Raw genomic sequence first — 24,880 nt, forward strand, 5'->3', positions numbered from 1 at the left:
ATCGCCCCGGCTATTCGGCGCAGCAACGCTGCCCCGTACCGCTGCCTACGATCTCTATTGGCGCTTTGCGGCCGAGCGGCAGGCAATCTTTTTCCGTCGGCTCGAAGGCGAAGCCTCTCCATGGACCGAGGATCCGATCCTGTGCGGCTATAAGTTTACCAACGCCTATCGGGCATCCGACCGTGTCAGCCAGTATCTTATCCGTCACGTCATATATGGTGATCGCTATTCCACTGCGACTGCGGAAATCGTCTTCCGCACGCTTCTCTTCAAGATGTTCAACAAAATCTCGACTTGGGAGTTGCTTGAAGAGCAACTCGGTCCGCCCAGCTGGCAGAGTTTCGACCCTGAGGCCTATGATCGGGTGCTTGGTGGCGCGATGGCAGCGGGTTCAAGGCTTTATTCGGCCGCCTACATCATCCCTCCGGTAGCGCTTGATCGTACCAAAGTGAAACATCGCGGCCATCTGAAGCTCATCGATCTCATTATGCAAGGGCCCTTTGTCGGGCGGCTTGAAAGCAGTTGTGACCTGCGCGAAGTCTTCGATCTACTCAAACAATTTCCGTCCCTCGGTGATTTTTTGGCATTCCAACTGGCCATCGATCTCAATTATTCGCCTGTCATTGACCATGACGAGGCAAGCTTCGTCGTCGCCGGACCAGGTGCACGAGATGGGCTGGCCAAGACCTTTGTCGATGCAGCTGCGGTACCCCCTGAAGACCTCATCGCGATGATGATGGAACGCCAAGAAGAAGAGTTCGCACGCCTAGGCCTCGGCTTTCGCACGCTCTGGGGGCGACGGCTTCAACTGATCGACTGCCAGAACCTGTTTTGTGAGATCAGCAAATATACCCGCGTCTCAAATCCCGAAATTGTGGGACTTTCAGGTCGAACCCGAATCAAACAAATGTTCAAGACACAAGGTCCGCCGACCCAACCTTGGTACCCGCCAAAATGGGGGATCAATGACGAGATCCCCCGCTATAAACTCAATCCTTCCGATCTGTTTTCGAGTGCGCCATGAACTTCACCGACTATCAAGAACAGGCACTCCGCACGGACCGGACGCCTCCCGCGACCAACATGTCCGCCGATGCCGCCCGTCTCATCCCACTGCTCGGCCTCGCTGGCGAAGCCGGGCAATTGCTCGCCGAGTACAAAAAGCGATTGCGCGACGGGCCCAGTCACGTTTTATTCGTTGATCGTGTCGCCGAGGAACTCGGTGACATTCTTTGGTATGTCGCCAATCTCGCCAGCAAATATGAGCTCGATCTCGAAGATATCGCTGAACAGAACTTGCAAAAGGTCGCTGCGCTTTACGATCGTGCAGTCGCTGTCCATCGGTTCGACGCCGACTACAGCGAAGCCGAACGCTTTCCCCGCCAGTTTACCGCAACCTTCCATGAAATTCGGGAGGGATCGCGGATCGAAGTTCGTACCGAAATCAACGGTGTTTTGGTAGGAGCTGCCTTGACTGATAATGCTTATCACGACGACGGCTATAGGTACCACGATGTCTTCCACATCGCCTATGCAGCCATCCTAGGGTGGTCGCCGGTGTTGCGCCGACTTATGCGCCTTAAGCGCCGCAGCCGCCCGCTCATCGACGAAGTTGAAGATGGAGGACGCGCTGCAGTGATCGAGGAGGGGATCGCGGCAGTTGCATTCGATTATGCACGCAATCACAAGTTCCTAGCCAGCGTCCCAGATGTCGATGAATCGCTGCTTTCTACTTTGCGCGGAATGAGTGCACATCTCGAGGTATCGTCACAACCCGCCTCACACTGGCGTCAGGCGGTGATCGATAGCTTCACCGTATGGCGCAAGCTTGTCGCCAATGGCGGCGGCATCGTTCATGCAGACCTCGACGCTCGCACGGTGCGTTATGTCGGCTCTCCGCAGGCGATCACGACAGCTGCCGCTGATAACCCCGAGTGACTAATACTTACGAGAAAGGTCGCCGCCCCGCGCTCTTTGGCAAGTTTATGTGCCCGCCCGGTCAGATAAATCTGCGGGGCGTCATGGCCTGACACACTTTCGATGTCGCAGTGCGAGATGCCACTCGCGCCGCCGAGCGCCTTGAAGGTGGCTTCCTTGACCGCAAACCGACCTGCAAGCCGAGCAATGCGATCAACGCCATCGCCTGCCTCCAAGATCTCCCGATCGGTAAAGCAGCGCGCCAACAACTCAGGGTCATTGTCACCATAATGAATAGCGAAATGCTGGAGATCGATGAGGTCGAGACCCAGCCCAAGAATTTCAGTCACACAAAGCGACCAGTCCGAAGGAGTGCACGCGCGTCATCTCGATGGATTCATCGTTGTTCAGCGCGCTGCGCTTTCACGCAGTCTCTCGTCAGCAATCTTGTCAAGATCGCGTTTGCGGTCTTCCGAGAAGGATTTGGCGTCAGCCACAACCTTTTCAACCTCATTGCGGTGTCGTCTCAGAAGAATCTTCTTTTTCGCGCCCGCCTTGGTGCTGTTCCCTTTCGAAAGAAAATAGGTACTGCTGCTAAGTGCCATGATCGTCTTCCAGTTCCATCAACTCATGCAATACCAGATTGAAGAAGTCTTTAATAGCCTCTTCAACGCCCTCAAGAGCGGTCGCTGTCTCGGCGTCCGAAGGAAGCGGTGTATTCCCGTCAAGCTGAACAAGCAGCCTAGGCTCGCTATTAGCTTCGTCCAATATTGGGATGCACATAACCCATTTTACCTTTGACCAGCGGCTCTTACGTCGCAGGCGGTTTGCGTCGCCCGGAAGGTCAAACTCCGGCGCGAGCGGATAGGCTTCAAACCTGCTCTCACGTTGACGCCAAGCTGCGCCTGCCACCGAGCCTGCAAGTGGTAGTAGCATCAGCTCGTCCGTGTCGTCTTCGAAGCCAACGCTATGAGACAGCCGCAAAGAATGCACAAAGCCACGTTCGAGTCGGCCCACCGCAACCCTGACACGCGCAGCAGTGCCACGACCCCCTGGCGGGACTCCCAGCCCATCGAGAGCCAGCGCCTGCGCAACTTGGCAGGCATTGTGATAGATTTCCGGCAGACGAAACAGCCGCTTGTCGAGGCGCAGGCCCGCCACCAAAGCGACATCGCGTACCTCCTGTTGAACTGCAAGAATTCCCTTGTCGAAGTCGAGAAGGTCAAAACTTGTCGGCAGCGCCAATTGCTCGGCTTGTCCTGCAAGCCGCAGGTTGAGCTCACCCGATCCAAATAGCGCTGTCGGGATGGCGGCTGATAGCCAGTTGAAGCGGCCGAGCGGATGATGATCCGGTCGACTCTCGATCTCCACAGCAACCGTGAGCACGCCAGGGTCAAGCTCGCGTTCTTCGTCGAACGGCCATGCCGGGAGGTTCGAAACAATCCCACCATCAACATGTAACTCATTACCGATTTTCCAAGGCTGGAAGACAACCGGGAGGCAAATCGAAGCCGCGACCGCGTCGGCGACAGCCGTGCCGGATTCGCGGTCGGCGGAAAAGAGTTGAAGTGTGCGGCGGGTGAGATTTGCACTCACGATTTTGAGAGCTGGCCGACCTTCAACCCCAAAATCGGCCATCGTGACAACGCGACCAGGTTCATCAGGGAAAAGCTTACATTGAAGTAGCGTGCCTAACGCATTGCGGAACCGGGTGACATCAGCCAGCCCACCAATCAGCGAGCGATAAATTGCCCATAGCGCAACGCCCGTTAACGCCCACCCGATCGAAATCCACAGCCATGCGGTAGTCGGCACCAAAGACCAGATCAGCAGGGATGAAAAGAGCGGGATGGCCCAGCCAATCAGGAGTAACGGCGTCTGCGGCAGAGGCAGGCGATATAAGATGCGAAACAGCCAGATGCGGGGCCAGCCGCCGCCGAACAAGTCGGTCGCCCGGCGAAGCTTGGGGTCGATCACGCCGAGTTGGTCCATGATCGTCGCGCCGGTTTCCGTGTTCACGAGCTCATCGGAACGGAAACCAGCGGCAACCAGGGCAGCAATGATCGCTCCTGCTGAGGTGCCCGACACGCCAGCGAAGCTGACATCGCGTTCCTCGAGCGCTTTCAACGCTCCCACATGCACGACGCCTTTTGCGCCACCTCCTGAGAAAGCAAGAAACGCCCTGCGCGTCATACCCGCCCGCCCGCCCGACTTGGTAGCGCTACTACCCTCCGACTTGGCAGATAATCGCTTTTTGTTAAGCTATCCAAGTCAGTGATCGCGGAATTATTAACCAAAATTTCAGTTGGCTCCCCGGTCTTAGCGCTCACCGTGGGAAGACCCCATTCACCCTCCTCTCGTCTTGATCCCGCTCGAAACATAGCTATCAATTCCTTTCGCCGTAGACCGTTCGCTATCAGCTGCCGAACCAGCGGGCCGAACTATTTTCAGCGCTCGGTCGCTTAATTTCAAAAGCTGATCAATTTGGCATCACCCAGCCCTCTCTATGCGTGGCTCGGTAAAGATAGTTTAGGAGGACCCAGAAGTGTATTGCCACGGGGCGAGAATGTTTTCGACCCAATATCTGTTATTGACTGATTTGACTGTGAGCGTTCGCTATTGAACCGAAAGCCATCTTTCGCAAGTCAGTGAAAATCCCGCGACCGGGGTATGATCTTCGCATTACGCGGGTGAGCGCTTTGCATCGCAGGAAGCGAAGCTGATCCTGCAGCCAGCTTCGATGGCAACGGACTGTTCACATGATCGGCCCTTGCAACCGCTGGCGCAAAGTTATCCTCGGATAGCTCAGCCAGCTTATGGCTGGCATCGGTTAGGCTCGTAGCAATCACATGCGTTACTTCGTCATCGAACTCGATGCGTCCGCGCACTTCCATCAGCCGGGACGCCATGACGGTCTTGCGAAACTTTTCCATCATATCGGGCCATATGACGAGGTTGATGACCCCGCTTTCGTCTTCCAGTGTGATGAAGCACACCCCTTTGGCACTGCCGGGCCTTTGACGGATCAACACGATACCAGCCACGTCGATTTGCGACCCGTTTTTGCAGCGGCGCAGGTTCGAGGCCGGGATAAATCCACGCCCTGCCAGATCGATACGAAGAAACGCCATCGGATGCGCTTTCAACGAAAGCCGCATGGTCTGATAATCGGCCACGACATGCTCACTAAGCGGCATGTCGGGAAGTGCGAACGGAGCGGCTTCAGCCCCTTCATCGCGGGCATCGGCGGCAGCGAACAGAGGAAGGTCTGGCAAGCCTTTTACGCTGCGCGTATCCCATAACGCTTGTCTGCGGTCCAAACCGATCGAGCGAAAGCTATCTGCGTCGGCTAGTCTTTCGATCAGGGCCGGCGACAGCATCGCGCGGTGCTTGAGCGAAGCGACGTCACTGAATTCTCCGCCATGATCGCGCGCGGCTATTAGCCGCGCGGCGGCGGATTCTGGAAATCCGTCTATCTGGCGCAAGCCGAGGCGCACATTGAAGCCTCTGTCCTCCAGCGTGTTGTTCCAGTCGCTGCAATTGACATCGACGGGGCGCACGGTCACCCCGTGCTCGCGCGCGTCGCGAACGATCTGGGCGGGCGCATAGAAACCCATCGGCTGCGAGTTCAGGAGCGCGGCGCAAAACGCTGCCGGATAATGGCATTTTAGCCAACTGGAAACGTAGACCAAGTGAGCAAAACTGGCTGCATGGCTTTCAGGGAAGCCATATTCTCCAAACCCTTTGATTTGGTTGAAACAGCGTTCCGAAAAATCAGGATCATACCCCCGCTCGATCATCCGCCCGACCATCATGTCCTGCAGCGCATCGACCATGCCGCGTGAGCGAAAGGTGGCCATCGCTTTGCGCAGCCGATTGGCCTCCAGCGGGGTGAACCTGGCCGCATCGAGCGCGATCTTCATTGCCTGCTCCTGGAAGATCGGCACACCAAGCGTTCGCTGTAAAATAGACGACAACTCGTCGGGGGGGCCGTGCTCGGGTGCGGGGCGCGGGATTTGCACCGCTTCTTCGCCGCGGCGCCGTTTGAGGTAAGGATGCACCATGTCGCCCTGAATCGGCCCAGGCCGAACGATGGCAACCTGAATCACGAGATCGTAAAACTCGCGCGGCTTCAATCGCGGCAGCATGTTCATCTGCGCGCGGCTTTCGACCTGAAACACACCGAGGCTGTCGCCCTTGCGCAGCATGGCGTAGGTATCACCGTCCTCGCGCGGGACTGTCGCGAGCGTCAACTCGCGCCCATGATGATCCTGCAGCATATCGAGGCATTTGCGGATGCAGGTCAGCATGCCGAGCGCCAGCACGTCGATTTTCAAGATGCCGAGCGCGTCGATATCGTCCTTGTCCCATTCGATGAAGCTGCGCTCGGGCATCGCTCCATTGCCGATCGGCACGGTTTCGGTAAGCGCGCCCTGCGTGAGAATAAAACCGCCGACATGCTGGGAAAGATGACGCGGCATTCCGATCATCTGGTCGGTCAGCGCCAGCACACGGCGAAGATAGGGATCGCGCAAATGCATACCGGTTTCTGCGACATTCTTCTCGCTGATCTCGCGGCCATGACTGCCCCAAACCGACTTTGCGAGCGCGCTGGTGACATCTTCCGAAAGCCCCATCGCTTTGCCGACCTCGCGAATAGCCATGCGCGGGCGGTAATGGATGACCGTGGCGCATAGACCGGCACGGCTGCGGCCATAGCGACGGTAGATATACTGGATCACTTCCTCGCGCCGCTCATGCTCGAAATCGACATCGATATCGGGCGGCTCCTTGCGCTCTTCGGAAATAAACCGGTCGAACAGGAGAGCGTGCTGCGCCGGATCGACCGACGTAATTTCCAGACAATAGCAAACCGCACTGTTGGCAGCCGACCCGCGCCCCTGACACAGGATCGGCGGCTCCTGGCCACGAGCGAAATCGACGATATCCTTGATGGTCAAAAAATAGCGCGCGAGGTCGAGCTTCTCGATCAGCGCCAGCTCGCGCTGTATGGTGTCGCGAACTTTCTCCGGCATGCCGTCGGGATACCGGCCCTTGCCCCCTGCCCTCGTAAGCCCGGCGAGCTGCTCCTGCGCCGTCGTTCCCTCGGGCACGATTTCTTCGGGATATTCGTAGCGGAGTTCGTCCAGCGAAAAGTTGCAGGCATCGGCAACGGACCGCGTTGCGGAAATGGCGTGCGGCCAAACGGCGAAAAGCCGTATCATTTCTTCGGGAGGTTTGAGATACCTCTCGCCATTGGCTTTTAAAAGCGACGCAGCCTTGGCAAGAGTCGTCTTGTGACGAATACAGGTCATGACGTCGTGCAGGGGACGACGGCCCGGTGCATGATAGCGAACGTCGTTGGTCGCTAATATGCCAAGACCGGCAGTGCGGGCAGCAATTTCAAGCCTATTGATCCGCGATACGTCGTCACCGCGATAAAGGTAACTGACGCCGACATGGCCAAGACTGGGTAACGCTGCCTTCAGCAAAGGCAGCGTTTTTTCGAATGTCAGCCGGTCACGGGATGCAACAAGCCTGAGATGTGTCGTACCCTCCTTCGGTGTCGAGGTCGGCACGGAATAGTTCTGCCGATCCAGATCATCTGGCGGAATGACGATGAGCTGAAGATCCTCCTGTGCCGCTGCCAGCATCGCTAACGTCAAATGGCATTCGCCCTTCTTCTGCCATTGCTGGTCGAGCGTTTGCATCTTGCCGTCCGACAACAGGCGGCTCAGCCGCCCATAGGCGGCGCGGTTCTTTGGATAGGCGAGAAAAGACGGCGCATCGACAAGATCGAGCCGTGCGCCAATGACCGGACGCAGCATCGCTTCCCTGGCTTCGGTGTGCATGCGCACCACGCCCGCTAAAGTGTTGCGATCGGCGATGCCGATGGCATCGTATCCGAGCGTCTGTGCCTGCAAGACAATATCGACCGCATCGGAGGCACCGCGCAAAAACGAAAAGCAACTGGTCAGACCGAGCTCGACATAGGGCGCTGGCGAATTGCGCGTGAAATCGCCGCCGATCCGCTTCAACGTCCTCTTGTCGGGAGTGAGCGCTGCCTCCGGCATCAGGGAAACATCCCGTGCAGATACCAGTCGGGTGCGCCGCCTCGGCCGTCGCCTGCAATTCCGTCGCGGTAAATCCAGTATCGCCGTCCGCCGTCATCCTCGATCCTGTAATAGTCGCGCAGCCGGACGTGCGAGCGTTCCTTCCACCATTCCGGCGCAACGCGCTCTGGGCCTTCGCTGCGGGCGATGTCGTGAAGGCGGCCGCGCCAGCGGAACTTGCGCGGGACGCCTTCGGGCGTGGCGTAGACGACGGCGATCCGCTCGGCGCGCTCCAGCAGCTTTAACGGCCGCGAATAAAATTGCATCTCGCCCTGCCCCGGACCGATAACCTCGCCCGGTATGGACAGGCGGTAGGACCGCTCGGGGACATGACTGTTCGCGGCTGCCGGTATCCGGACGGCTCCTTTGCCAAGCCGCGCGCAGATGCGGTCGAGCATTTGCGGCAAGCTCGTGCCTTCTATCTGCTGTTCATCGCCGATCTCGGCTTGGGAAAGCGCTACCGGCAGAGACCACGTTGAGATGAGATCGACCTGATCGATCCCGAACCCCGCCTGCACGTCATCGAGTTTCGACGCGAACAGGCGGCAAATATGGGAGGCATTGCGCGCGGCCTCGCTCATTTCGAGATGCCGGACCGCGACTTCGCCATCCACGCGGTAGGCGCGCATTTCCAGACGCCGTGTTCCAAGACGCTTGGCTTCAAGCTCGCGGACCATGTCATCCGCCAGGTCGCGCATGATCTGGTCCAGCAAACTGCGATGCAGGATCGGCTCCATTAGCCTGCGGGTGACCCGCGGCGGATCTTCGCGGTTAAGCGGAACCATCGGTTCAGGAACCTTGCCGAGCAATTGATCCAGACGGATCAGCGGGTTCGTTTGCGGATTACGGTGGCCCCGAAACCGGCGCGCCAAATCCTGTCGCGGGACACGCTGCAGGTCGCCTATGCGCTTCAAACCGAGCCGTCTCAACACAGTCTCTATGGCCGCGTCCAAACGCAGCGCGGAAACCGGAAGCGTACCCAATGTCAGCAGCGGATTGTCATTGTCGGCGATGGCATAAAGCTCGCCGTAGTGAGACAAGGCCCAGGCAGCGCCCGCTGTCGCTGCCATGGCGGGCCGCGCCTGAAATCCGCGCCGTTCGCAGCTTTGGGCAATCTCCCGTAACAGGGCCTTGGCTCCGCCGCGCAAATGACTCGCTCCGGTCACGTCCAGCAGCATCGCGTCGAGGCCATCGGTCATGCTCCACGGTCCCCAGCGCTGGGTCCACAAGGTCATGCGCTCCAGCATTTTGCGGTCGCCCTCAATATCGGCGCTCACGGTGTTTATGCCAGGATGGAGCGCTCGTGCATCGACCAGTCTCTGCCCTGCCCTGGCACCTGCTTGCCGTGCCGCCTCATTGGCGGCAGTGATACGCGGTCCATGCGCGCTTTCGATCGTCAGGACGGTGGCATGAGCGGCAATGTCAGACGTTACTTGATGCTCCCAGCGATCGATCGCCAGAAACGGTAGCCAGATCGACACGATCTCCCGGCGCGGCATTAGAAAGCCGGTCTCGGTCATGCACGAGCGTCCAGCGCGAAGGCTGATAAAGCCGGGACCGGAACAGCTCTGCCCCCCATGCGGGGGCACCGGGCGCCTTGGAATTGGTCGACGGCGCCTGAGAGGTCTCCGCTTCGATTTGCCAGCGCATCCGCGCTGCACTGAGCGAACGCGCCGCATCGCTGCGCAGCAAATAGAGCGGGACGCCGTGCTGTTCGCTGGCGACCGCTAATCTGCGCGACTGGGTAAATCCCAGCGCTTTGGGATCGCCCGCAATCTCGCCGATAACAAAGCCGAGCGCAGGACATCTCAGCCCTTCTTCCAGTGCGAACAGAACGTCCTCGACCTTGCCTGCAGCGACGTAATGGCATTCATGGCGGAGCGCTTCGGGCATTCCATGAAAATAGGGTACGCCGCAGCGTTTGCGCGAGCGCTCGTCCTGCACCCACAGCCATGGCCGCCCTGCCCCGTGCCGCCGCGCCAGAGCCATGGCGAACCCGCCCCCGCTGGCATCGTCGGCGCTGCAAAATATCTCCGTCTTCATAGCTGCATGTTCGGCTTCCGGCGTCCATAAATTGGTCAATGACCGGCGCATGCTGGCTAGTTGCGAGGCTCGGAAGGTAGAATTTCCCATGTGTCGCTTGATGCCTTAATGCCGAATCAGTGTTCCTTATATGTTCCGCTTTACAGACGCGATTTGCAACCCCAGATTAAACACTGGAGAAGAATATGTGTAATTTGTACCGAATGACGGCGACGGTTGACGAGATGAAGGGCCTGTTCGGTAGCTTCGCCGGTGACCGAACCAATCTGCAGACCCGAGACGCAATTTATCCGGATCAGACTGCACCCGTAATCCGCCGGGTCGGCGACGAACTGACCATGGAAAACATGATCTGGGGCATACCGGGCTGGAGCGAGAAACAGCGGCCCATCACCAATGTCCGCAATCTGGAAAGCGGCTTCTGGAAACCGATGCTCTCCAGTTCAGATGCCAAGGTACTGGTTCCCGTATCGCAATTTTGCGAATGGGCCGGGGAGAAGGGAGCCAAAACCAAAGTCTGGTTCGGGATGAAAGACGAACCATTATTCGCATTCGCCGGAATTTTCCGAAAAACCGGAGAAGGTATGCGATATGCGTTTCTCACTACCGAACCGAATTCGCTGGTCGCGCCCGTTCATCCCAAAGCGATGCCTGTCATCATCAGGCAATCAGATTATGCCAGCTGGCTTCAATCAGATTACCGAACTGCAGTCGAGCTGGCGCTCCCCTACCGCTCCGAAGAAATGAAACTTACGGGATAAAGCTCCAGCAATTGGGCAACAGCGCTGTCGGCTACATGGTATCCCAATCGTCTGAGCCGTCTTTAACGCGTGCGGGTTCGGTCGGGGCCAGGTCGGACGACGGGCTTGTTCATGTCATCCTCCTTACTGCTTTCCGCCGCCTCACGGTAACGCTGCGCTAGTAACTCCGGACCCATCGAGATCGAGCTGCGATCCTTTAGAAAAGCTTGCACCTCTGCCGCAAGCTGCCGGTCCGCCCTCTCCGGGCTTTTCGCCAGTTCGGCTGCCGCAGCGCGATAATTATCGCTGATTTCGAACCACTTCTCCTTTGCTCGCCCGATAAAGTCAGGCATTTGCGCCACGCCGGTCGCGACCGAAGCGGCATGCTGATTGAGGCGGATGTCGGACAGCGAAACAGCACCCGAACTCACCTTGGCGCGTAACCGGATTTTCGCCAGCGCCATGCTCCGTCCTTTGGGTCCGACCGCCCGCGCGCGGCGCGGGGTTGCCTCGGCCTCGACCCCCCTCGCCCGCAATTCCTCGGCAAATCTCTCCCTAAAATGAAAGAGATCGGCCTTGCGCGGATCGAAACGTTGCCCGTCATCTCCCCGCGCCCTCACCGCCAAATGCACATGCGGTCGCGGCGTATCGGTGTGAAGCGCCATGACGTAATCATGCGAATCGGCGATCTCGGTTTGCGCCATTGCATGAACCGAAGCCTTCACGATTTCGGGATCCGTTCCTTCGGGCATGGAAAAGACCATCGACACCGAGCTAACGGTAGTCTTCTGCCGCCAATAGGGCGTCATCTCCGTCCATTCCTTGCGGCGATCGGCAATGTCTTCGGTCGTGTCGAGCACCTCGCCGTCGCGCGTGTCGAGCGCCAGCTTGCCCTTGCGGCCGATGTAATCGAGATGGGCCTGCACGTGGCGGGCCCCTTTTTGCCGCCCGGTCACCTTCACCATGACCTCGGGCGTGCCTTTCACGATCCTTGCGAGCTTCGCGCGCGCACCATCGCGGCCCAGCCCCCCTGCCCCGCCTCCAAACCGGCCAAGCCGGCGAGAAAGCGCGTCATTTTGAGGATCGGCCAGAAGGCGCGGTTTCAGCGGCGGCCTCGAAGCTTCCCAAACTGACGATTCAAAACCCATCAGTCCGCCACCTTCCAGTAATCCATGTCGGCGCGCATCGCTCCGTCCAACACGTCAAACTGTGTCATCACGTCGCCGCGCAGCGCGTGCAGCTTTTCCAGCTCGGCGCCGAGTGCTCTCTTTCCCGTTCGTGCATCGCTGTCGAGCGCAAGTTTGTTCGCCGCTCTGGCGATCTGATTTACGTTGCGGCCGATCCGGCGAAGTTCCTGCCTGACGCTAAGCAACCGTTCCATCAACGGACGTTCGACATGACCTTTGAGGCCGCACCAGCGGCGGACCAGTTGCCGTATCCAGTTGGACGGATCGGTCGATGATTTCGCCGCCTGAAACGCGATCACCGCAAGTTCGGCTTCGCTGAATCCCGGCGCGACGCGCTTCACGCTTTTCTCATGCACGAGATCGATTTTGGGCACGTTGGCCTCGGCCTCGACCGCTTTCGAAACCAGCGTTCGCAGATAGGCGCTGCGGCCACCTCGCCCTTCGGCCAGCATATCGAGCTCGGCCAGTAATCCGGCATGGACGCGAAGGGTGATCCGGGTCTGCTTGGTGGGGATTATTGCATTGGCGGCGCTATCGGTTTCCACGAGGAAAACGCATAGCGTATGACAATCGTGCTAACAAGCCCTATCCTGCAATCACTATAATCCCCACTAAATCTCAATTGCTGCCCTCGCTACGTTCTCTTTCGCTCAGTCCAAATAATCGTAGTTCGCGGAAGGAAGGGTTTACATCGGAGGGTACGATGAAAGAGCGAGCGGCGCGCCTGCGACTGGCTATAGCCCGCCCACTCGGTCAGCTCTTTTTACCTTGGTCCGGCCATGACAATTGGTTCTCAGGCAGTCGCCCGCTCGGGTCGTAAACGGTTACCCGATGCGGCTTGTCCGAACCCCACCGCCACAGGACCAAGTTCTCGTTCTTGTCGTTCGCACTGGAGACGAAGCTTGGCACGAGAATCCCGACAAACCCCTCCTCGCGTAATCTGTCCGCGATGAGCCAGGACGGCGCATCACCCGAGCCATATCGATAAGTCAGCCACCCGCATGCCAACTCGTCGAGAGCAACCTCATGCTTGTCGCGCGCGGCTTCACTCCGAAGGTCGGCGATGTCCTCGCAGTCGATATCGTATTCGCACATTGTCAGCGGCTGCAGTCGGTTGCCGAAGCCTTGAGCACATTCGCTGATTGCCGTCATGATATCGAGCGCGAGATAGAGCGTCGGCTCCCCTGTCCGATTGAACCGTCCGCCAGTCGTCGCAGCGCCCGCTCCCGACAAAGGCGAAAAGGACCATGCGGGATCGTGTCCGCGATAGGCCCGGCCTTCAAATTTCAAGCAAAGCCGCCAAGTGCGATGTGGTCGAGATAGTCGCGCACCGAATTCGCCTTGCCCGATTTGACCAAGGCTTCGGGCGTCCGGCCATCGAGCGCCGGGATCGGCTGCGATCGATACCAGGCCATGGCATGCGCCTCGCCTCCAGCCCAGTCACGAACCCGGCTGATGATCTCCAGCATCTCCGTAACCCGGCGCTGCGTCTTGGGCGACTTTCTGCGATCGGCCTTGCTAAGGGTCGCGGCGCCCAGACCCGCCGTTTCAGCCAGCTGCGATTTGGTCATGTGAAAAACATCTGCAACATGGTCTATATCGACCAAACCGCCCTTCCCTATGAAGCGCGTCGCAAAGCTCCCGTAGCCGCCATCGGTCATTGCCATACGTCCGTCGCGCTTCGTTGCTGCTGCCGTCATGTCCGTTTCTCCGTCTAGTATCTGGACGATATATGGGCCAAACTGTATTAAATTGCAATGAAGGTATTCTGCGAGCGGAAACCGGGCGGCCGTTCGAGGCCGCCCGCTCTCGGTTGCGATGAAATTACTCGCTTTCGTCGTCGGACTTGTCGCTTGGCTTTGCCAGGATGCCGAATACCTCAGCGATCAGATCGACGGTATATTGCGTCTCGCCATCCTTCTCGTATGAATTCTGGCGAACCCGTCCGGTGACGCGAACCAGATCCCCCTTCGCAGCCTTGGCAACCTTGTCCTGGAGCTTGCCGAAAAAGGAAACGCGGTTCCAGTGCGTATCCGATTCCCACTTATCGTCGACTCTGCGATTGTAATTGGCGGCGATGGACAGATAGGTGACTTTCTCCTTGATATCGATGCTGCCGACGCGGGCGATAATTTCAAATTGTGCGATGTTTTGCATGGTCATTTTCCTCAATCGATCGTCAAAAGCGATTTTCTGACGGATTAAGACTGTCCGGGGTAGCGGCGCGCACAAGCCAAAAAACGGAGGCTCCGCCCAATGCAATAAGGGGGGAAACCGTAGGCCGCAGGCCGGTTTTTCGCTTGTGCGTACAAGCCGCGCAACCGGTCATGTGTCCGTCAAACAAGGAAATCGCTTGATCGGTCGAGGGAACCAATGGCCTGTAAACTCTGCCATAAGATCGAACCGCAAAGTTGCACGACAGGCGGAACGGCACCCCCTGCCCCTCTAACTGACAAATCGCGCTGACGAACACATGGAATGCAACACGCCACGGAGCGGCAACACTTTGGGCAAATGGATCGACACGCCAATGCCTGCACGGGTCACAGTCTCACGTTGGCCGGGGGATGCTTGCAGATCATAGGCGGACGCGGTGCAATACAAATGATCTGACGTGGCAAGAGAGTTGACATGGAACAGACCGACTGTGCCGAATGCGCTACGATCGAGACGGGTGCGGTTCTGCCGCCTGGCCCCCTCAATGCCTGCTCCGGTGCGTCTGGTTACAGCAATTAAGAAGTAGAACGAGCATGCGTCCTTTTTCCTTGAATCCCAAATCGCTATAAATATCATGCCATGTTAGATGGTTATAACAGGGTTATGAGGTTAAGGGGCCAGATGGCGCTCGCAACCGCGCTCTTGCCGCCGAGTCGCGTCAAATAGCCGTTCCCGGAGTGTCGACGATGAGTTCCCGATATGTCGAACGAGCGTTCCCGGAGTGTCGGATATCCGTTCCCGAAGGATCGTGCGGCGTTCCCAATGTGTCGAAAGGCTGGCCGGGAGCGTCATTTGACGGGATCGTTTGCATCACTTTGCGGCAACGGGATCGTAAAGAGGTTCAAATCCGCTTGGAATTAGATCAATCGAACCGCGCGGGCTGTGAAAGCACGACACAACAGGAACGCTGGCGATGAGAGCGGCGGCGTAAAAGGCGGAAACGGATGCCGCTCTAGCGCCGCAGTTCGTGGCCGTGCTTCTTGTGATGGCGCCGCACGAAGCCGATAAATGCCTTCTGCCAGTCTACCGGCGTGCGCTCTTCGTCGGCGCTCACCCATCGCTCGAAATCGGCGTGGAGCGTATACAAGTCCCATCCACCGCATTCACTGCGCAGCAGCTCCATCGTTTTGTCGGTCATGAAGCCGCGGGTCGCTGCCGTGCTGAGACCCGCAAGGGTTTTGCTGATGAGGTTGCGCGCATCGACCTTCGGTTCTGGCAGACTTGTGCCAGCGATACGTTCAGCTTGACCCTTGGGCGCAAGCGATGAAGAAGGGGTAGAAACTTTCTTCGAGGAAAGTTTTTGGGCCGGTCCCCTCCCCCGCCCCGTCTTGGGCAGTTTTTCAGCCAGATGACCATCTTGCCTGCGCATGCGCAGTTTGGGCTCTCCGCGCTCGCTTTCCTCGATGATGAGATCGTAGCCAGGCAACGCGTTCTTTTCGGCAAGTTTCAGTATCTCAAACTTGAAACGGCGATACTGTCCCTCCGCGCCCGACTTCTCGAACAGCGTCGGCATGGAAATCGCGAAGCCGCCCTCCCCCATTCCGCCCGCATGTTTGCGGGCGACTTTGTAGAGCCAGCGTTCGCGGCCCCCCGAAATGTCAAAATAGGCTCGGTCGATCGACAGGACGCCGCCCTTCATTAGCACGCCTTCCCAGAACCAGTTGCTGATTTCCAGCGTCATGCCGCGCGAGCGTTCGGTCTTTTCGTCCACGAGCTGCGTCCAGCCATCGAGCCAGCTGAAAGTCGCCTCGCGGCGGTTCTCGGCGCGGATGTTGGTTTTGACGGTGGTAGAGACGAGCCGGTCGAGCGCCTGTCCCAGCAATTCATAGGCGCGCCCGGTGGTTGGCCTGCCGATCGCGCGTAGCAGATCGTAGGGCATGATGTGCAAGGTGCGCGGAATGTCGTTCTGGCCGCGCCGTGCCATGTCCGCGAGCATGCTAGCGCAATAGATCAATATATCCGCGTCCCAGATCGTCGCCATGCCGTAATCGGGATTGGCCGAAACATGCACCCAGAGCTTCCCGTCCGGCGAATTATAGTCGATTGGTTTCATGCGCCGGGTCTTCGCAAGCGAGAAGAACGGACGTTCCATCATCTCGCGCTGATCGCGAAAATTAAGATCGGCGATATACGGCAGGAACAGGTCAAACTGTTCGCCGACTGTCCTACGTTTGCGCTCGCCGCTCATGCGAAACTTTCCTCGAGGAAAGTTTTTTGAAACGAAGATGCGGGCAGGGTAGAAAACTTTCCTCGAGGAAAGTTTAGGTCGCAAAGACGCCAGACCGGACGGATGCGGATAGTCATTCGTTCCCCGGCTTCTCCGCATCGGGACGGTATTCGTGTTTAGCGAGTGCGGCACGAAAAAGCGCGACCATTTCGTCTTCGTCCGCTCCCGATGCCGCATGCACCTTGATCGTGAGACCCTGACGGTTCGTGCTGGTGACCGAAAGGGCAGGGCGGTCGTGCCGGGACAGGCCCGCGAAGAGGTCCGGCTTAACGCTTTCGGTTTCGCCCGATGCAAGCAGCCGATTTAAGATAGCGGTGCCTCCAAATTGTGTTTGGCCATCACCCGATCGCTGGGCATTGTCATTGGCGATGCGGTCAGCTTCGCTAAGAATGGTCTTGCGCCGCTTGTCGTCCGCCAGTGCCTGCGACAATTTATAGGCCGGATTGAGCGTTAGTTCCCCCAGATCGGGGAAGGCGGCTAGTATCCGGTCGGGCAGCGTCGCAACTTTGAGCATCTTGGACAGCCAGCCCTCGGACAATTTCAGCCGCTCGGCCATGCGTCGCTGCTTGCCGCCATAATGATCTTTGAGCGCGGCGGCATAGTTGCGCGCGCGTTCGGTCTCGCTGACATCCTGCCGCGCGCGATTCTCGATGTCGGCAAGGCGGAAGGCCGCTTCGTCGTCGAGATCCCTGGCTTCGGCAAGCAGGGTCATTTCGGGATAGCTGTTGGCGCGCAGCCAGCTGATCGCAAAATGACGCCGCGTACCGGCGATAACCTCGTAATCGTAGGCCGGATCGTCAGGAACGCGCCGCACGATGGCGGGCATCTTCTGACCGCCCTCGGCGAGAATGGCGTCGATCAAATCGCGGACATTCTCTTCGTTGAGGCGCGCCTGTATGCGTGCGTTGCCCGGCCAGATACGCACCCGCGCCGGATCGAGCTTGAGACGGGTAACCTGACTCACTTCGCCCGACGCGACGCGGGCGAGGGCGGATTCGCGGCCCAAGAGCGTCATTCCGCTGCCGCGCGCGGGGCGAGGGCTTTGACTGGCGGGCGCAGAGGAGGGGGTCTGCGCCGACGAAGCCGTGCCGGTTTTTCCAGCGTCATCGTCCGCAAGCAAGTCTGCGAGATAGTCTTTCTGTTTCTTTCCAGTCATTTAGCGCCCCCAAACCGTATCGAGGCAAAAGGCATGCGGTAGGCGGCGGGCGGCGCTCGGAGCGGAAGGTCATCAAGCAGCATTGACGATTTCCTCGGCGGTAGCGGGCGCGGTAACGCCCCAATTGCGACGCACGAGCTGTTCGACCTGCCCCAGCGCCGCGTCCAGATTGGTCCGGCAGCGTTTGTGGGTGCGCGGAGTTCCGATCGGCTTTTCCAGTTCGTAGATCGTCATCATGCGAAGCGCCGCATGGCTGATCTCGGCGCTTTCCAATATGGGCACCGGCAGCAGGGCGGGTCCGAAGCTTTGCTCCATGATTTGCTGGACCATGGCATGGCTAGGATCGTTGGAATCGAACTTTGAACAGATCAGCCTCACGAAATCATAGGATACCTCGATGCCCGCCTGTTTGATCTGCTCGGTAACCTGCTCCATCATCGAAAGAAACTGCACGGTAGAGCAGAAATCGGGCGTGGTCGCGGCCATCGGTATCAAGAGCGCATTGGCCGCCTGCATCACTGCGAGGCTGATCGTGCCGAGGGCAGGGGGAGGATCAAGCAGCACTACGTCATAATGCTGCGCGAGGTCGAGCAAACCGCTTTTCAGCTTGCGAAAGCGCGCGGCGAGCACGGAACCGCCGTCGGCCCCGGCTGCCGCAAGCTCGTATTCTACATCGAACAGTTCGAGGTTGGACGGGATCAGATCGACATTGGGCCAAGGCGTGTGCTGCACGGCGTAAAGAAGGTCGGTCTGGGTCGGATCGATCGACAGATAGGGATAGAGCGTCTGCTCGCGGGTGATGTTGAAATGCGGATTAAAGCCGAACAGCGTCGTCGTGGTTGCTTGGCTGTCGCAATCGACCACTAGAACGCGGTAGCCGAGCACTCCGAAATAATGCGCAAGATGGGTGGTAACGGTCGATTTGCCGACGCCGCCTTTGAAATTCTGGACCGCGATGATCGCCGGTGGGTCGCTCGGCGCGCGGGCGGGGGAGGCATCCAAGACCTGCCGCATATTGAGCATATCTTCGATACTGTAACCAGGCCTGCGGCCGTTTTCGGTCGGCGCCGGTGCCGGGAGACGGCCATCTTTCTCGGCCATGCGGATGCGGTTGGTCGAACAGCCCAGAAGCTGCGCGGCTTCGGCGATGCCATAGCGCACGGCAAGTCCCTTGCGGTCCTCGGGCAAAAAAGCTTTCTTGCGCAGGCGCTCAATCATGCGCTCGCCCGACGCGGCCATTTCTGCTATACGATCGACTTCAGAATCCATACGACTCCGCACCTGCCTAATTGAACGATATTGCGGCTCTAATGCCATAAAAGGGTTCAGTCGAGCAATTTCAGCATTAAACTGACGCAGATTGGTTCGGCGCTGACGCCGATTTTACATACCGCAGTCTGCACGAACGGAAAAATTCGCCAGCGTCCTGTCCTTGGGGAAGGGCGCTGGCGAAAATGCACTTGATCGCCATCAAAAGCGGGGCGGGGGAGCGTCCCCCCCGCCCACATGGTCTAGGCTGCCAGAGCTTCCGGCCTCTCCGCTTCCGGTTCGTCGGCCTGCATGGCGGCAATGGCCAGCGGTGCGGGAATCCAGCCCCTTCCGCTCATTCGCTGTGCGACCTCGGCGGCGAGATCGGCCTTCGTCATCTTTGCACAGTTCTCGGCTGCTCCCTCGCCGACATTTTCCTCCAGCAATTTCAGCAAAACGGGCTTGCGCAGCTTCTCGTAGAAAGCGAGCGGCGCTTCCCACTTTTCAGCCATGTCGGGACGCGAATACATGGCGATTTGCTCGAAGCGGACATTGCGCTGATCGGTCCCGCCGTTGCTCGGCATGGTGCCGTTGATCTGGCCCGCGACCAGCAACGCCAGTAGCGCCTCCTTTTCGTCGGCCGGCAGCGTCCGCAAATAAGCGAGGCGATCCTCTGCCGGTATCGCCGCCAACTGCGCCGCGCCGAGCCTTTCGACCGGCTCGATGGTGCTGACGGCTATGAACTCGTCGGGCACGAACGCATTGAACCCTTCGGTGCGCAGTGCGAGCGGCGAATGATAGCTGGGTTCATCGTGGACCAGCTGACCGGCGAGGCAGTCGAGCACGATATCGAGAGCGAGGGCGGGGTCATGCGAAACCGCCTCCTGCACGGCCAGCGTCTTGATCTTCGAGAGCGTCTCGACCAGCGCGCCCGAATAATCGGGTTTGGCTTGCTCAACCCCGTCCGCGCCTGTCTGCGCCGTGGCGGTTTTCTTGGTGCGTATCGCGCTCATGTCGGCGTGGCCATTATGGCCGATGGTCACGAGCATGTAGCCTTCCTGCCGTTGCTCTTCGGTGAAGAATTGCAGGCCGGTTTCAAGGTCGCGAAGCTGGCGGTCGAGATCGCGGACCACCGCGTCATTCCACTGGCCATCCTCGCCCGGTTCGGCAATCCGCGCCTCGCGCGCTTCCTCTAGCTTGGTTCGCTGCACATCCTCCGCGCCGGTCATCGCGCGGCTGCCCGCTTCATGCATCCGGTTGAGATTGTAGAAATCCTCCGGCTTCTCGGTTCCCGTTTCCACGCGCGGCCAGCCTGCACTGCGCAAGTCCTCGGCCAAATGTTGCAGCTTGGCATCTGCCAGCGACAGCACCAGTTCGGGGTCGTTGGCATAGCCTTCGCCGTCATCGGCAAACAGGTCCGCCGTCATGCTCCCGCCCGCTTCGGCATAGCTTTCATGCCCGACGAATACGAAATAGCGGTGATCGCTGGCGATTGTCTCCTGCGTGAGGAACCGGCGTATCTGATGCGCGCTGTTACCATATTGATTGAGCGCCTCGATCTGCTTGGCACCATTTTCGGTCAGGGTCAGCGCCTGCGCCGTCTCCATGCCGATCTTGTCTTTGGCAAAGGCGGCAAGCGCATCTTCATGCAATGCGGCAAGCCGCAGCACCTTCCTCACGTAGGAGATTGCCACCCCGAACCGTGCGGCGATATCGCCCGGCTCCATCCCGTCGTCCAGCAATTTGCCATAGGCGCGAACGGCATCGGCAGGGTGCATATCCTCGCGCTGGGCGTTCTCCGCCAGCGACAGTTCCACCGCCTCGTCCTTCCCGCGCTCGTCCATCGGAACCGCATGGGTGCCGCAAAGTGTCTTGGCCTTTTGCAAGGCTTTAAGCGCGCGGTAGCGCCGTCCGCCTGCGGCCACGTAATATTTGCGGTCCTCCCGATAGACGATCAGGTTCTGCAAGAGGCCATGTGCGGCAATGTCGGCAGCAAGCTGGTCGATCTGCTGCGGCTTCACCTTGCGCACGTTGAGCGGGGAGAGGCGAAGCTGGCTTAGTTTTACGGTCGTATGGGTCATGATAGTTTCTCCTTGGGTTAAGTGGTCGCGGTGTCAGAACAGGTCGAGTTGCTGGCGCATCGGGTCCCAAAAGCCGGTATCGAGCGGCTTCTGTTCGCGCTGCGATGCAAGCGGCTGCGCCATCTGCCATTGCAGGCGGTCGCGCAGCGTGATCGGCCTGACGTCGGGCATCATCATCTGATCGGGATCGTCGGCGGGCACGAGATGGGCATGTTTCCTGGCCATCATCCCGTCCTCTCGCGGCGCATGAAACGGTCGAACTCGTCGCTGGCGGCAAGCGCCAGATCGCCGGAATAAACCGACCGCGAAAGCGGGTAATAGAAGATCGCCTCGCCGCGCTCGACGCGCTGGCCGTTGGCGCTTACACCGTCATATCGTGCGGTGGTCCAGTAGGGATCGTCGCGGGTCTGGAATGTCATGTCGGGGTCCTTTCTTCGTTCGGGTAAAGCTGCATCACCAGCGGGGGAGGGCGCATATTCTCCCCCGCGCCGTTCAATATTCTTCGGCCAGCATGATGGTGAGAACACGCGTGGTCAGCGCAGCATCGTCGGGCGCTTCGCTGCCAAATTCGCAGGCCAGATCGTAATAATCGAACTTCCAGAGCACATGCCGTCTGACGCTATCGGTTCCGTCCGTGCCGCGCGGCTGCTTCGCTCCGGTCCAGCGGCCATCGGCAAACTGGCAGATCGTCCCGAAATCATGTTCGCCGTGCGGATCGTTGTCGTCGTCGAACGCTTCGTAATTGCGCACCAAGGTCAGCACCGCGCTCCGGTCATCGTCGGGCAGCGCGGCTATGCCAGCGGTGCAAATGAGCCTGCATCCCGCATCCGCCATGCCCCCCAAATTCGCTCTGGCGGCATCGTTCAACGCCGCTATCCGTTCGCTGCTGTCGTTCATTGTCTTCTCTCCCCTTCCGTGGGCTGAAAGCCGCGGCCTGCGGCCCTGCGGCTTCTGACCGACTGGCGAAGTCTGGGATGGGGAAGGGCAAGCGGAATCGTCGCACTGGTGCGGGCGCAGCGCAGCGAGCCACGGGTGCGATCTACTTCCGCTTGTGGAAACGAAAGGGCGAAGCCCTTGGTGTGTCCCTCTGCGGCATCAGCCGCCACAAAGACCGCGCCCTTGGCAAGGCAAGCCAGGGGAGCATTGTGCGAGCGCCTGCCGTGGTCCAGCCAATGCTCGCCTCCGAAGCCGGGCAAGAGCGCGTCGGGGCCAGAACAGGAACAACCGGACCCTGCCAGCGCTGGCGCGTAGCAGAGCACGTCCGCAGGCCCCGTCCTTATTCCCGCTTGCTACCCACGTTAGCGATCGCAACCTCTGGCCGAGACGGAACGGCTTGGTCCGCAACGCGGATAGAGCGCGCGCCGAAGGCAACGCCAAAACGACTAGAAAAAGTTACCCGGAATAAAAAGGATCCTGGAGAAACCCACTGCCAATCTGGAGATCGCCCCTCGCTGACTCGCCTGTGATTTGTCGTTTCAGACCATTCCTGCCTTTTGCATCGACAGGTCGTTCCAGTCACAGTCGTGCAGTTGCGGAAGAATAACCCCCAAAGCCCTGCCGCCGGTTTCGAGATGCTCGCGGGCCTTTTCGATCGCCCGGTCCGCTTCGGCCCCGTGTTGCGAAAAAATGAAAATCAGCCGGATCGAGGCCGGAATGTCGATCAGCGCATAGCGCTCGATGCCGCATGCCCCCCAGCAATTGATTCCGAAAAGCTGGGAAACGCTGCATGCCTCCTCGTACCCCTCTGCCAGATTGAGAACACCGTCGGATGGGACACCGCCCTTGCGAATGGCTCCGCCGCCGATCTTCCCGAGACAGCGCTTGGGTTCGTCCATCTCGGCCTTTCCCACCGGAGACGCCGATAAAAAGGTCCGCTGGATCGATACGATCCCATGATCATCCTCGATCGGCGTAATCAACGCTGGCGCAAATCTATGATCCCGCTTCGGCCCGATCTGCGCGTGAGCGATAAACCGCGCATTGAGACCGGAGGGATCAATGGCGCGCGATTTCAGATAGCGTTCGGCGAGAGTTCCGCTGATTGGCTGGGCATCGTCCCAAATCTTCCTCGCTAGTTGCGTAAAATTACTTTCACTAAGCGGCAATGCCCGGATAGCGTCGCTATGAACCGGGATTTTGTTGTCGCGCAAAGCCGCCGTCACCGCTGCGCCGGCGCAACCGGCAAAACAGTGAAACAGAACGGCGGTCTCACCGGCCTTTACCGAAAGACTGGGCGTGTGATCTTCATGGGCGGGACACCGGCACATCGCATAGTTCCCGTGCCAAGTCCCACCGAGCTGCCGAACGATCTGTCGGGCACGATCAATCACACTCAATCCCATGTCACCTCTCCTAACTACCTTGCTATTTATATATAAATAACAGACGCGTTTTCGGCAACAATAAAGCGGGTTGAAACTGACGCGTTGCCATTGAATATTTTTTGACGTTAATTTCGCGGAAGTCGTCTGGCGTTCGAAAAGTATATCGGGGTGAAAATTGGAAGAACGTGAGGAAACCAGCTTACGCGAGTATGAGATAACGACGCGCCGCCCGAAAGGGGGCAAGCTTACCCATGTCCACGTAATTCAAGGAAAAACAGGGATTTGGCATATCTCCGTGCGCAAAAACTGGGGCGATGATCGCGAGTATCAGGTCAACCATTACAATCATAATCGACTGAAAACCTATAAGAGAATTTCCAGCGCATTGCGTCATATCGTGCTCGACTATCACTATGAAGGTCCGATAATCGTGGTGCCATTTGTCGGCAAATCGCACGAAAAATCATTTTAGGGTAGATTTTTTGCACTCCGTTATTTATGTATGAATAACGGAGGTCGTGAATTGCTAAAGACGATAAACTTTGTAGCAGCCGGTGCGGCGCTCGCTATCTCTCCCTCACCGGCCAGCGCCGACGATGGCAGCTGGCCCTGCGAAGTTCTCCTGTGCTTATCCAACCCTGGCGGCGCGACGGAATTTGCCGAATGCCTGCCGCCTATCCGCAAGCTTGCTACGCATATTGCTTCGCTCAAACCGTTTCCGGTCTGCACGGCAGGAGGCGTTTCTACTGCGCGGTACGCGCCGCCGTCCCGATCCGGTCAGTCCGGCCTCATCGAGATGCGATTCGCGGACGGTTCGACGAAAACCTATGTAATAAATCCAATTTTCGCGCGCTCTGACGGCGGCGACAGGTGGCACGTCGAATTGGGGCGGACTGCCGATGCACGCGAGGCGGTGCGGTAGATGACGCTCGGTCCCTCCGCGATTCTCGCACTTGCGGCGCAATGCGCGCCTGCGGTTTCGCCGCAGGTCATCGCGGCGATCGTCGATGTCGAATCCAAGGGGTACGTCTTTGCGATCAACGTCAACCGGCTATCGCGCCAACCCAGCCCGCCGCGCTCGTCGGCGGAAGCAACGCGTGTAGCGCAATATTACATTGCGCGCGGGCATTCGGTCGATCTGGGTCTCGGGCAGATCAATTCGCGCAACATGCGCTGGCTTGGCCTGTCATGGGACAGCGTGTTCGACCCCTGCACGAACGTCGCCGCCGCCGGGACGGTCCTTGCAACCAATTACCGCTCGGTCCGCGATGGCCGCCACCCCCAAGTCGCGCTGCGCATCGCCCTTTCGCTTTACAACACCGGTCACAGCGAACGCGGTTTCCGCAACGGCTACGTGCGCAAGGTCGAACGCGCCGGATACGCGCTAGCCGGCCAGCAAGTTCCGACCTCCGTGACCGTCGCATATTTGCCGTCTGCGGTCCCAAGCCCAGCGACGGACTGGGGAGAGCGCGAAACACTTTCGTCTCTCTCGCTGCCGGAGATTGCGCGCCAGAACCTAACCGCACCGCCTGTTCAGCCGGTCGCCGTCAGGCAGCGGCCACCCGAATGGGATGTTTTCGCCCGCGCACGATTCGCGGCCACCGCAAAACCGAACGAGGAAAACTGA

24 protein-coding genes are annotated in these 24,880 nt (G+C 59.0%); 5 read left to right on the forward strand and 19 right to left on the reverse strand.

The window, feature by feature from the left end; translation table 11 throughout:
- Both A9995_RS13985 and A9995_RS13990 read left to right on the forward strand, forming a co-directional pair.
- Positions 1 to 1,024: nucleotide kinase domain-containing protein (locus A9995_RS13985; RefSeq protein ID WP_199797276.1), on the forward strand; the 1,024-nt coding region annotated here is incomplete at its 5' end.
- A complete protein-coding gene (locus tag A9995_RS13990) occupies positions 1,021 to 1,938 on the forward strand; it encodes a nucleoside triphosphate pyrophosphohydrolase family protein (protein ID WP_067614104.1) in 918 nt (305 codons plus the stop codon). The genes A9995_RS13985 and A9995_RS13990, both read left to right, overlap by 4 nt.
- On the opposite strand, the gene A9995_RS16170 is transcribed toward A9995_RS13990, so the two are convergent.
- From A9995_RS16170 to A9995_RS14015, 6 genes are all read right to left on the reverse strand, one after another.
- Positions 1,884 to 2,267: a holo-ACP synthase gene (locus A9995_RS16170; RefSeq protein WP_082992746.1), complete on the reverse strand. Its 384-nt coding sequence runs from the start codon at positions 2,265 to 2,267 to the stop codon at positions 1,884 to 1,886. The two genes, A9995_RS13990 and A9995_RS16170, sit on opposite strands and share 55 nt — an antisense overlap.
- A 57-nt stretch (positions 2,268 to 2,324) precedes the next feature.
- On the reverse strand, positions 2,325 to 2,522 hold the full coding sequence (locus tag A9995_RS13995) for a hypothetical protein (protein ID WP_067614106.1): 198 nt from the start codon (positions 2,520 to 2,522) through the stop codon (positions 2,325 to 2,327).
- A complete protein-coding gene (locus A9995_RS14000; RefSeq protein WP_082992747.1) occupies positions 2,512 to 4,110 on the reverse strand; it encodes a patatin-like phospholipase family protein in 1,599 nt (532 codons plus the stop codon). The genes A9995_RS13995 and A9995_RS14000 overlap by 11 nt, the downstream gene beginning before the upstream one ends.
- Before the next feature lie 452 nt (positions 4,111 to 4,562).
- Positions 4,563 to 7,991 (reverse strand): error-prone DNA polymerase, encoded by a 3,429-nt coding sequence (locus A9995_RS14005; protein WP_067614110.1) that lies wholly within the window; start codon positions 7,989 to 7,991, stop codon positions 4,563 to 4,565.
- The gene (locus A9995_RS14010; protein WP_067614112.1) at positions 7,991 to 9,550 is read right to left on the reverse strand and encodes a DUF6504 family protein; all 1,560 of its coding nucleotides are present in this window, start codon (positions 9,548 to 9,550) and stop codon (positions 7,991 to 7,993) included. The genes A9995_RS14005 and A9995_RS14010 overlap by 1 nt, the downstream gene beginning before the upstream one ends.
- Positions 9,453 to 10,073, reverse strand: coding sequence for an ImuA family protein (locus A9995_RS14015; protein WP_067614114.1), 621 nt, complete (start codon positions 10,071 to 10,073; stop codon positions 9,453 to 9,455). Before A9995_RS14015 ends, A9995_RS14010 begins: the two co-directional genes overlap by 98 nt.
- Positions 10,074 to 10,258: 185 nt before the next feature.
- On the opposite strand from A9995_RS14015, the gene A9995_RS14020 reads away from it, so the two are divergent.
- Positions 10,259 to 10,834 carry an SOS response-associated peptidase gene (locus tag A9995_RS14020; protein ID WP_067614116.1) on the forward strand — a complete coding sequence of 192 codons (576 nt, stop codon included), beginning with the start codon at positions 10,259 to 10,261 and terminating at the stop codon, positions 10,832 to 10,834.
- 62 nt (positions 10,835 to 10,896) lie between these two features.
- On the opposite strand, the gene A9995_RS14025 is transcribed toward A9995_RS14020, so the two are convergent.
- The 13 genes from A9995_RS14025 to A9995_RS14085 all read right to left on the reverse strand — a co-directional run bounded on the left by A9995_RS14025 (position 10,897) and on the right by A9995_RS14085 (position 23,271).
- Complete coding sequence (locus A9995_RS14025) at positions 10,897 to 11,799, reverse strand: relaxase/mobilization nuclease domain-containing protein (RefSeq protein ID WP_168157407.1); 903 nt, start codon at positions 11,797 to 11,799, stop codon at positions 10,897 to 10,899.
- A 161-nt stretch (positions 11,800 to 11,960) separates the two neighbouring features.
- Positions 11,961 to 12,545 (reverse strand): plasmid mobilization relaxosome protein MobC, encoded by a 585-nt coding sequence (gene mobC / locus A9995_RS14030; RefSeq protein WP_082992749.1) that lies wholly within the window; start codon positions 12,543 to 12,545, stop codon positions 11,961 to 11,963.
- 208 nt (positions 12,546 to 12,753) lie between these two features.
- Positions 12,754 to 13,290 (reverse strand): RES family NAD+ phosphorylase, encoded by a 537-nt coding sequence (locus tag A9995_RS14035; protein ID WP_067614120.1) that lies wholly within the window; start codon positions 13,288 to 13,290, stop codon positions 12,754 to 12,756.
- Positions 13,287 to 13,661 carry an antitoxin Xre/MbcA/ParS toxin-binding domain-containing protein gene (locus tag A9995_RS14040; RefSeq protein WP_233998224.1) on the reverse strand — a complete coding sequence of 125 codons (375 nt, stop codon included), beginning with the start codon at positions 13,659 to 13,661 and terminating at the stop codon, positions 13,287 to 13,289. The genes A9995_RS14035 and A9995_RS14040 overlap by 4 nt, the downstream gene beginning before the upstream one ends.
- A gap of 163 nt (positions 13,662 to 13,824) precedes the next feature.
- A complete protein-coding gene (locus tag A9995_RS14045; RefSeq protein WP_067614208.1) occupies positions 13,825 to 14,157 on the reverse strand; it encodes a single-stranded DNA-binding protein in 333 nt (110 codons plus the stop codon).
- 1,012 nt (positions 14,158 to 15,169) lie between these two features.
- Positions 15,170 to 16,405 carry a replication initiator protein A gene (locus A9995_RS14050; RefSeq protein ID WP_067614124.1) on the reverse strand — a complete coding sequence of 412 codons (1,236 nt, stop codon included), beginning with the start codon at positions 16,403 to 16,405 and terminating at the stop codon, positions 15,170 to 15,172.
- A gap of 112 nt (positions 16,406 to 16,517) precedes the next feature.
- A complete protein-coding gene (locus A9995_RS14055) occupies positions 16,518 to 17,600 on the reverse strand; it encodes a ParB/RepB/Spo0J family partition protein (protein WP_067614126.1) in 1,083 nt (360 codons plus the stop codon).
- Positions 17,601 to 17,672: 72 nt separating this feature from the next.
- Positions 17,673 to 18,869: an AAA family ATPase gene (locus A9995_RS14060; RefSeq protein WP_067614128.1), complete on the reverse strand. Its 1,197-nt coding sequence runs from the start codon at positions 18,867 to 18,869 to the stop codon at positions 17,673 to 17,675.
- 242 nt (positions 18,870 to 19,111) lie between these two features.
- The gene (locus A9995_RS14065; protein ID WP_067614130.1) at positions 19,112 to 20,929 is read right to left on the reverse strand and encodes a ParB/RepB/Spo0J family partition protein; all 1,818 of its coding nucleotides are present in this window, start codon (positions 20,927 to 20,929) and stop codon (positions 19,112 to 19,114) included.
- A 33-nt stretch (positions 20,930 to 20,962) separates the two neighbouring features.
- The gene (locus A9995_RS14070; RefSeq protein ID WP_145916969.1) at positions 20,963 to 21,154 is read right to left on the reverse strand and encodes a hypothetical protein; all 192 of its coding nucleotides are present in this window, start codon (positions 21,152 to 21,154) and stop codon (positions 20,963 to 20,965) included.
- Complete coding sequence (locus tag A9995_RS14075; RefSeq protein ID WP_067614134.1) at positions 21,154 to 21,348, reverse strand: hypothetical protein; 195 nt, start codon at positions 21,346 to 21,348, stop codon at positions 21,154 to 21,156. Before A9995_RS14075 ends, A9995_RS14070 begins: the two co-directional genes overlap by 1 nt.
- A gap of 73 nt (positions 21,349 to 21,421) precedes the next feature.
- Positions 21,422 to 21,826: a DUF3768 domain-containing protein gene (locus A9995_RS14080; RefSeq protein WP_067614136.1), complete on the reverse strand. Its 405-nt coding sequence runs from the start codon at positions 21,824 to 21,826 to the stop codon at positions 21,422 to 21,424.
- A 578-nt stretch (positions 21,827 to 22,404) separates the two neighbouring features.
- Positions 22,405 to 23,271, reverse strand: coding sequence for a toprim domain-containing protein (locus A9995_RS14085; RefSeq protein ID WP_067614138.1), 867 nt, complete (start codon positions 23,269 to 23,271; stop codon positions 22,405 to 22,407).
- Positions 23,272 to 23,428: 157 nt separating this feature from the next.
- On the opposite strand from A9995_RS14085, the gene A9995_RS16790 reads away from it, so the two are divergent.
- Positions 23,429 to 23,725, forward strand: a complete 297-nt coding sequence (locus A9995_RS16790; RefSeq protein ID WP_145916970.1) for a hypothetical protein — start codon at positions 23,429 to 23,431, stop codon at positions 23,723 to 23,725.
- 450 nt (positions 23,726 to 24,175) lie between these two features.
- The gene (locus A9995_RS14095; protein WP_067614142.1) at positions 24,176 to 24,880 is read left to right on the forward strand and encodes a lytic transglycosylase domain-containing protein; all 705 of its coding nucleotides are present in this window, start codon (positions 24,176 to 24,178) and stop codon (positions 24,878 to 24,880) included.

Origin of the sequence: Erythrobacter sp. QSSC1-22B (assembly GCF_001678665.1) — a bacterium.
Classification (GTDB): Bacteria; Pseudomonadota; Alphaproteobacteria; order Sphingomonadales; family Sphingomonadaceae; genus Qipengyuania.

What these genes read in the sequence shown, in the direction of transcription:
- A9995_RS14065 (WP_067614130.1), bottom strand. Translation starts at nt 20,929, where the DNA reads ATGACCCATACGACCGTAAAACTAAGCCAGCTTCGCCTCTCCCCGCTC.
- A9995_RS14085 (WP_067614138.1), bottom strand. Translation starts at nt 23,271, where the DNA reads ATGGGATTGAGTGTGATTGATCGTGCCCGACAGATCGTTCGGCAGCTC.
- A9995_RS14020 (WP_067614116.1), top strand. Translation starts at nt 10,259, where the DNA reads ATGTGTAATTTGTACCGAATGACGGCGACGGTTGACGAGATGAAGGGC.
- A9995_RS14060 (WP_067614128.1), bottom strand. Translation starts at nt 18,869, where the DNA reads ATGGATTCTGAAGTCGATCGTATAGCAGAAATGGCCGCGTCGGGCGAG.
- A9995_RS14080 (WP_067614136.1), bottom strand. Translation starts at nt 21,826, where the DNA reads ATGAACGACAGCAGCGAACGGATAGCGGCGTTGAACGATGCCGCCAGA.
- A9995_RS13995 (WP_067614106.1), bottom strand. Translation starts at nt 2,522, where the DNA reads ATGGCACTTAGCAGCAGTACCTATTTTCTTTCGAAAGGGAACAGCACC.
- A9995_RS14050 (WP_067614124.1), bottom strand. Translation starts at nt 16,405, where the DNA reads ATGAGCGGCGAGCGCAAACGTAGGACAGTCGGCGAACAGTTTGACCTG.
- A9995_RS14015 (WP_067614114.1), bottom strand. Translation starts at nt 10,073, where the DNA reads ATGAAGACGGAGATATTTTGCAGCGCCGACGATGCCAGCGGGGGCGGG.
- A9995_RS14045 (WP_067614208.1), bottom strand. Translation starts at nt 14,157, where the DNA reads ATGCAAAACATCGCACAATTTGAAATTATCGCCCGCGTCGGCAGCATC.
- A9995_RS13990 (WP_067614104.1), top strand. Translation starts at nt 1,021, where the DNA reads ATGAACTTCACCGACTATCAAGAACAGGCACTCCGCACGGACCGGACG.
- A9995_RS14070 (WP_145916969.1), bottom strand. Translation starts at nt 21,154, where the DNA reads ATGGCCAGGAAACATGCCCATCTCGTGCCCGCCGACGATCCCGATCAG.
- A9995_RS14040 (WP_233998224.1), bottom strand. Translation starts at nt 13,661, where the DNA reads ATGACCGATGGCGGCTACGGGAGCTTTGCGACGCGCTTCATAGGGAAG.
- A9995_RS14000 (WP_082992747.1), bottom strand. Translation starts at nt 4,110, where the DNA reads ATGACGCGCAGGGCGTTTCTTGCTTTCTCAGGAGGTGGCGCAAAAGGC.
- A9995_RS14095 (WP_067614142.1), top strand. Translation starts at nt 24,176, where the DNA reads ATGACGCTCGGTCCCTCCGCGATTCTCGCACTTGCGGCGCAATGCGCG.
- A9995_RS14010 (WP_067614112.1), bottom strand. Translation starts at nt 9,550, where the DNA reads ATGACCGAGACCGGCTTTCTAATGCCGCGCCGGGAGATCGTGTCGATC.
- A9995_RS14005 (WP_067614110.1), bottom strand. Translation starts at nt 7,991, where the DNA reads ATGCCGGAGGCAGCGCTCACTCCCGACAAGAGGACGTTGAAGCGGATC.
- A9995_RS14075 (WP_067614134.1), bottom strand. Translation starts at nt 21,348, where the DNA reads ATGACATTCCAGACCCGCGACGATCCCTACTGGACCACCGCACGATAT.
- A9995_RS14055 (WP_067614126.1), bottom strand. Translation starts at nt 17,600, where the DNA reads ATGACTGGAAAGAAACAGAAAGACTATCTCGCAGACTTGCTTGCGGAC.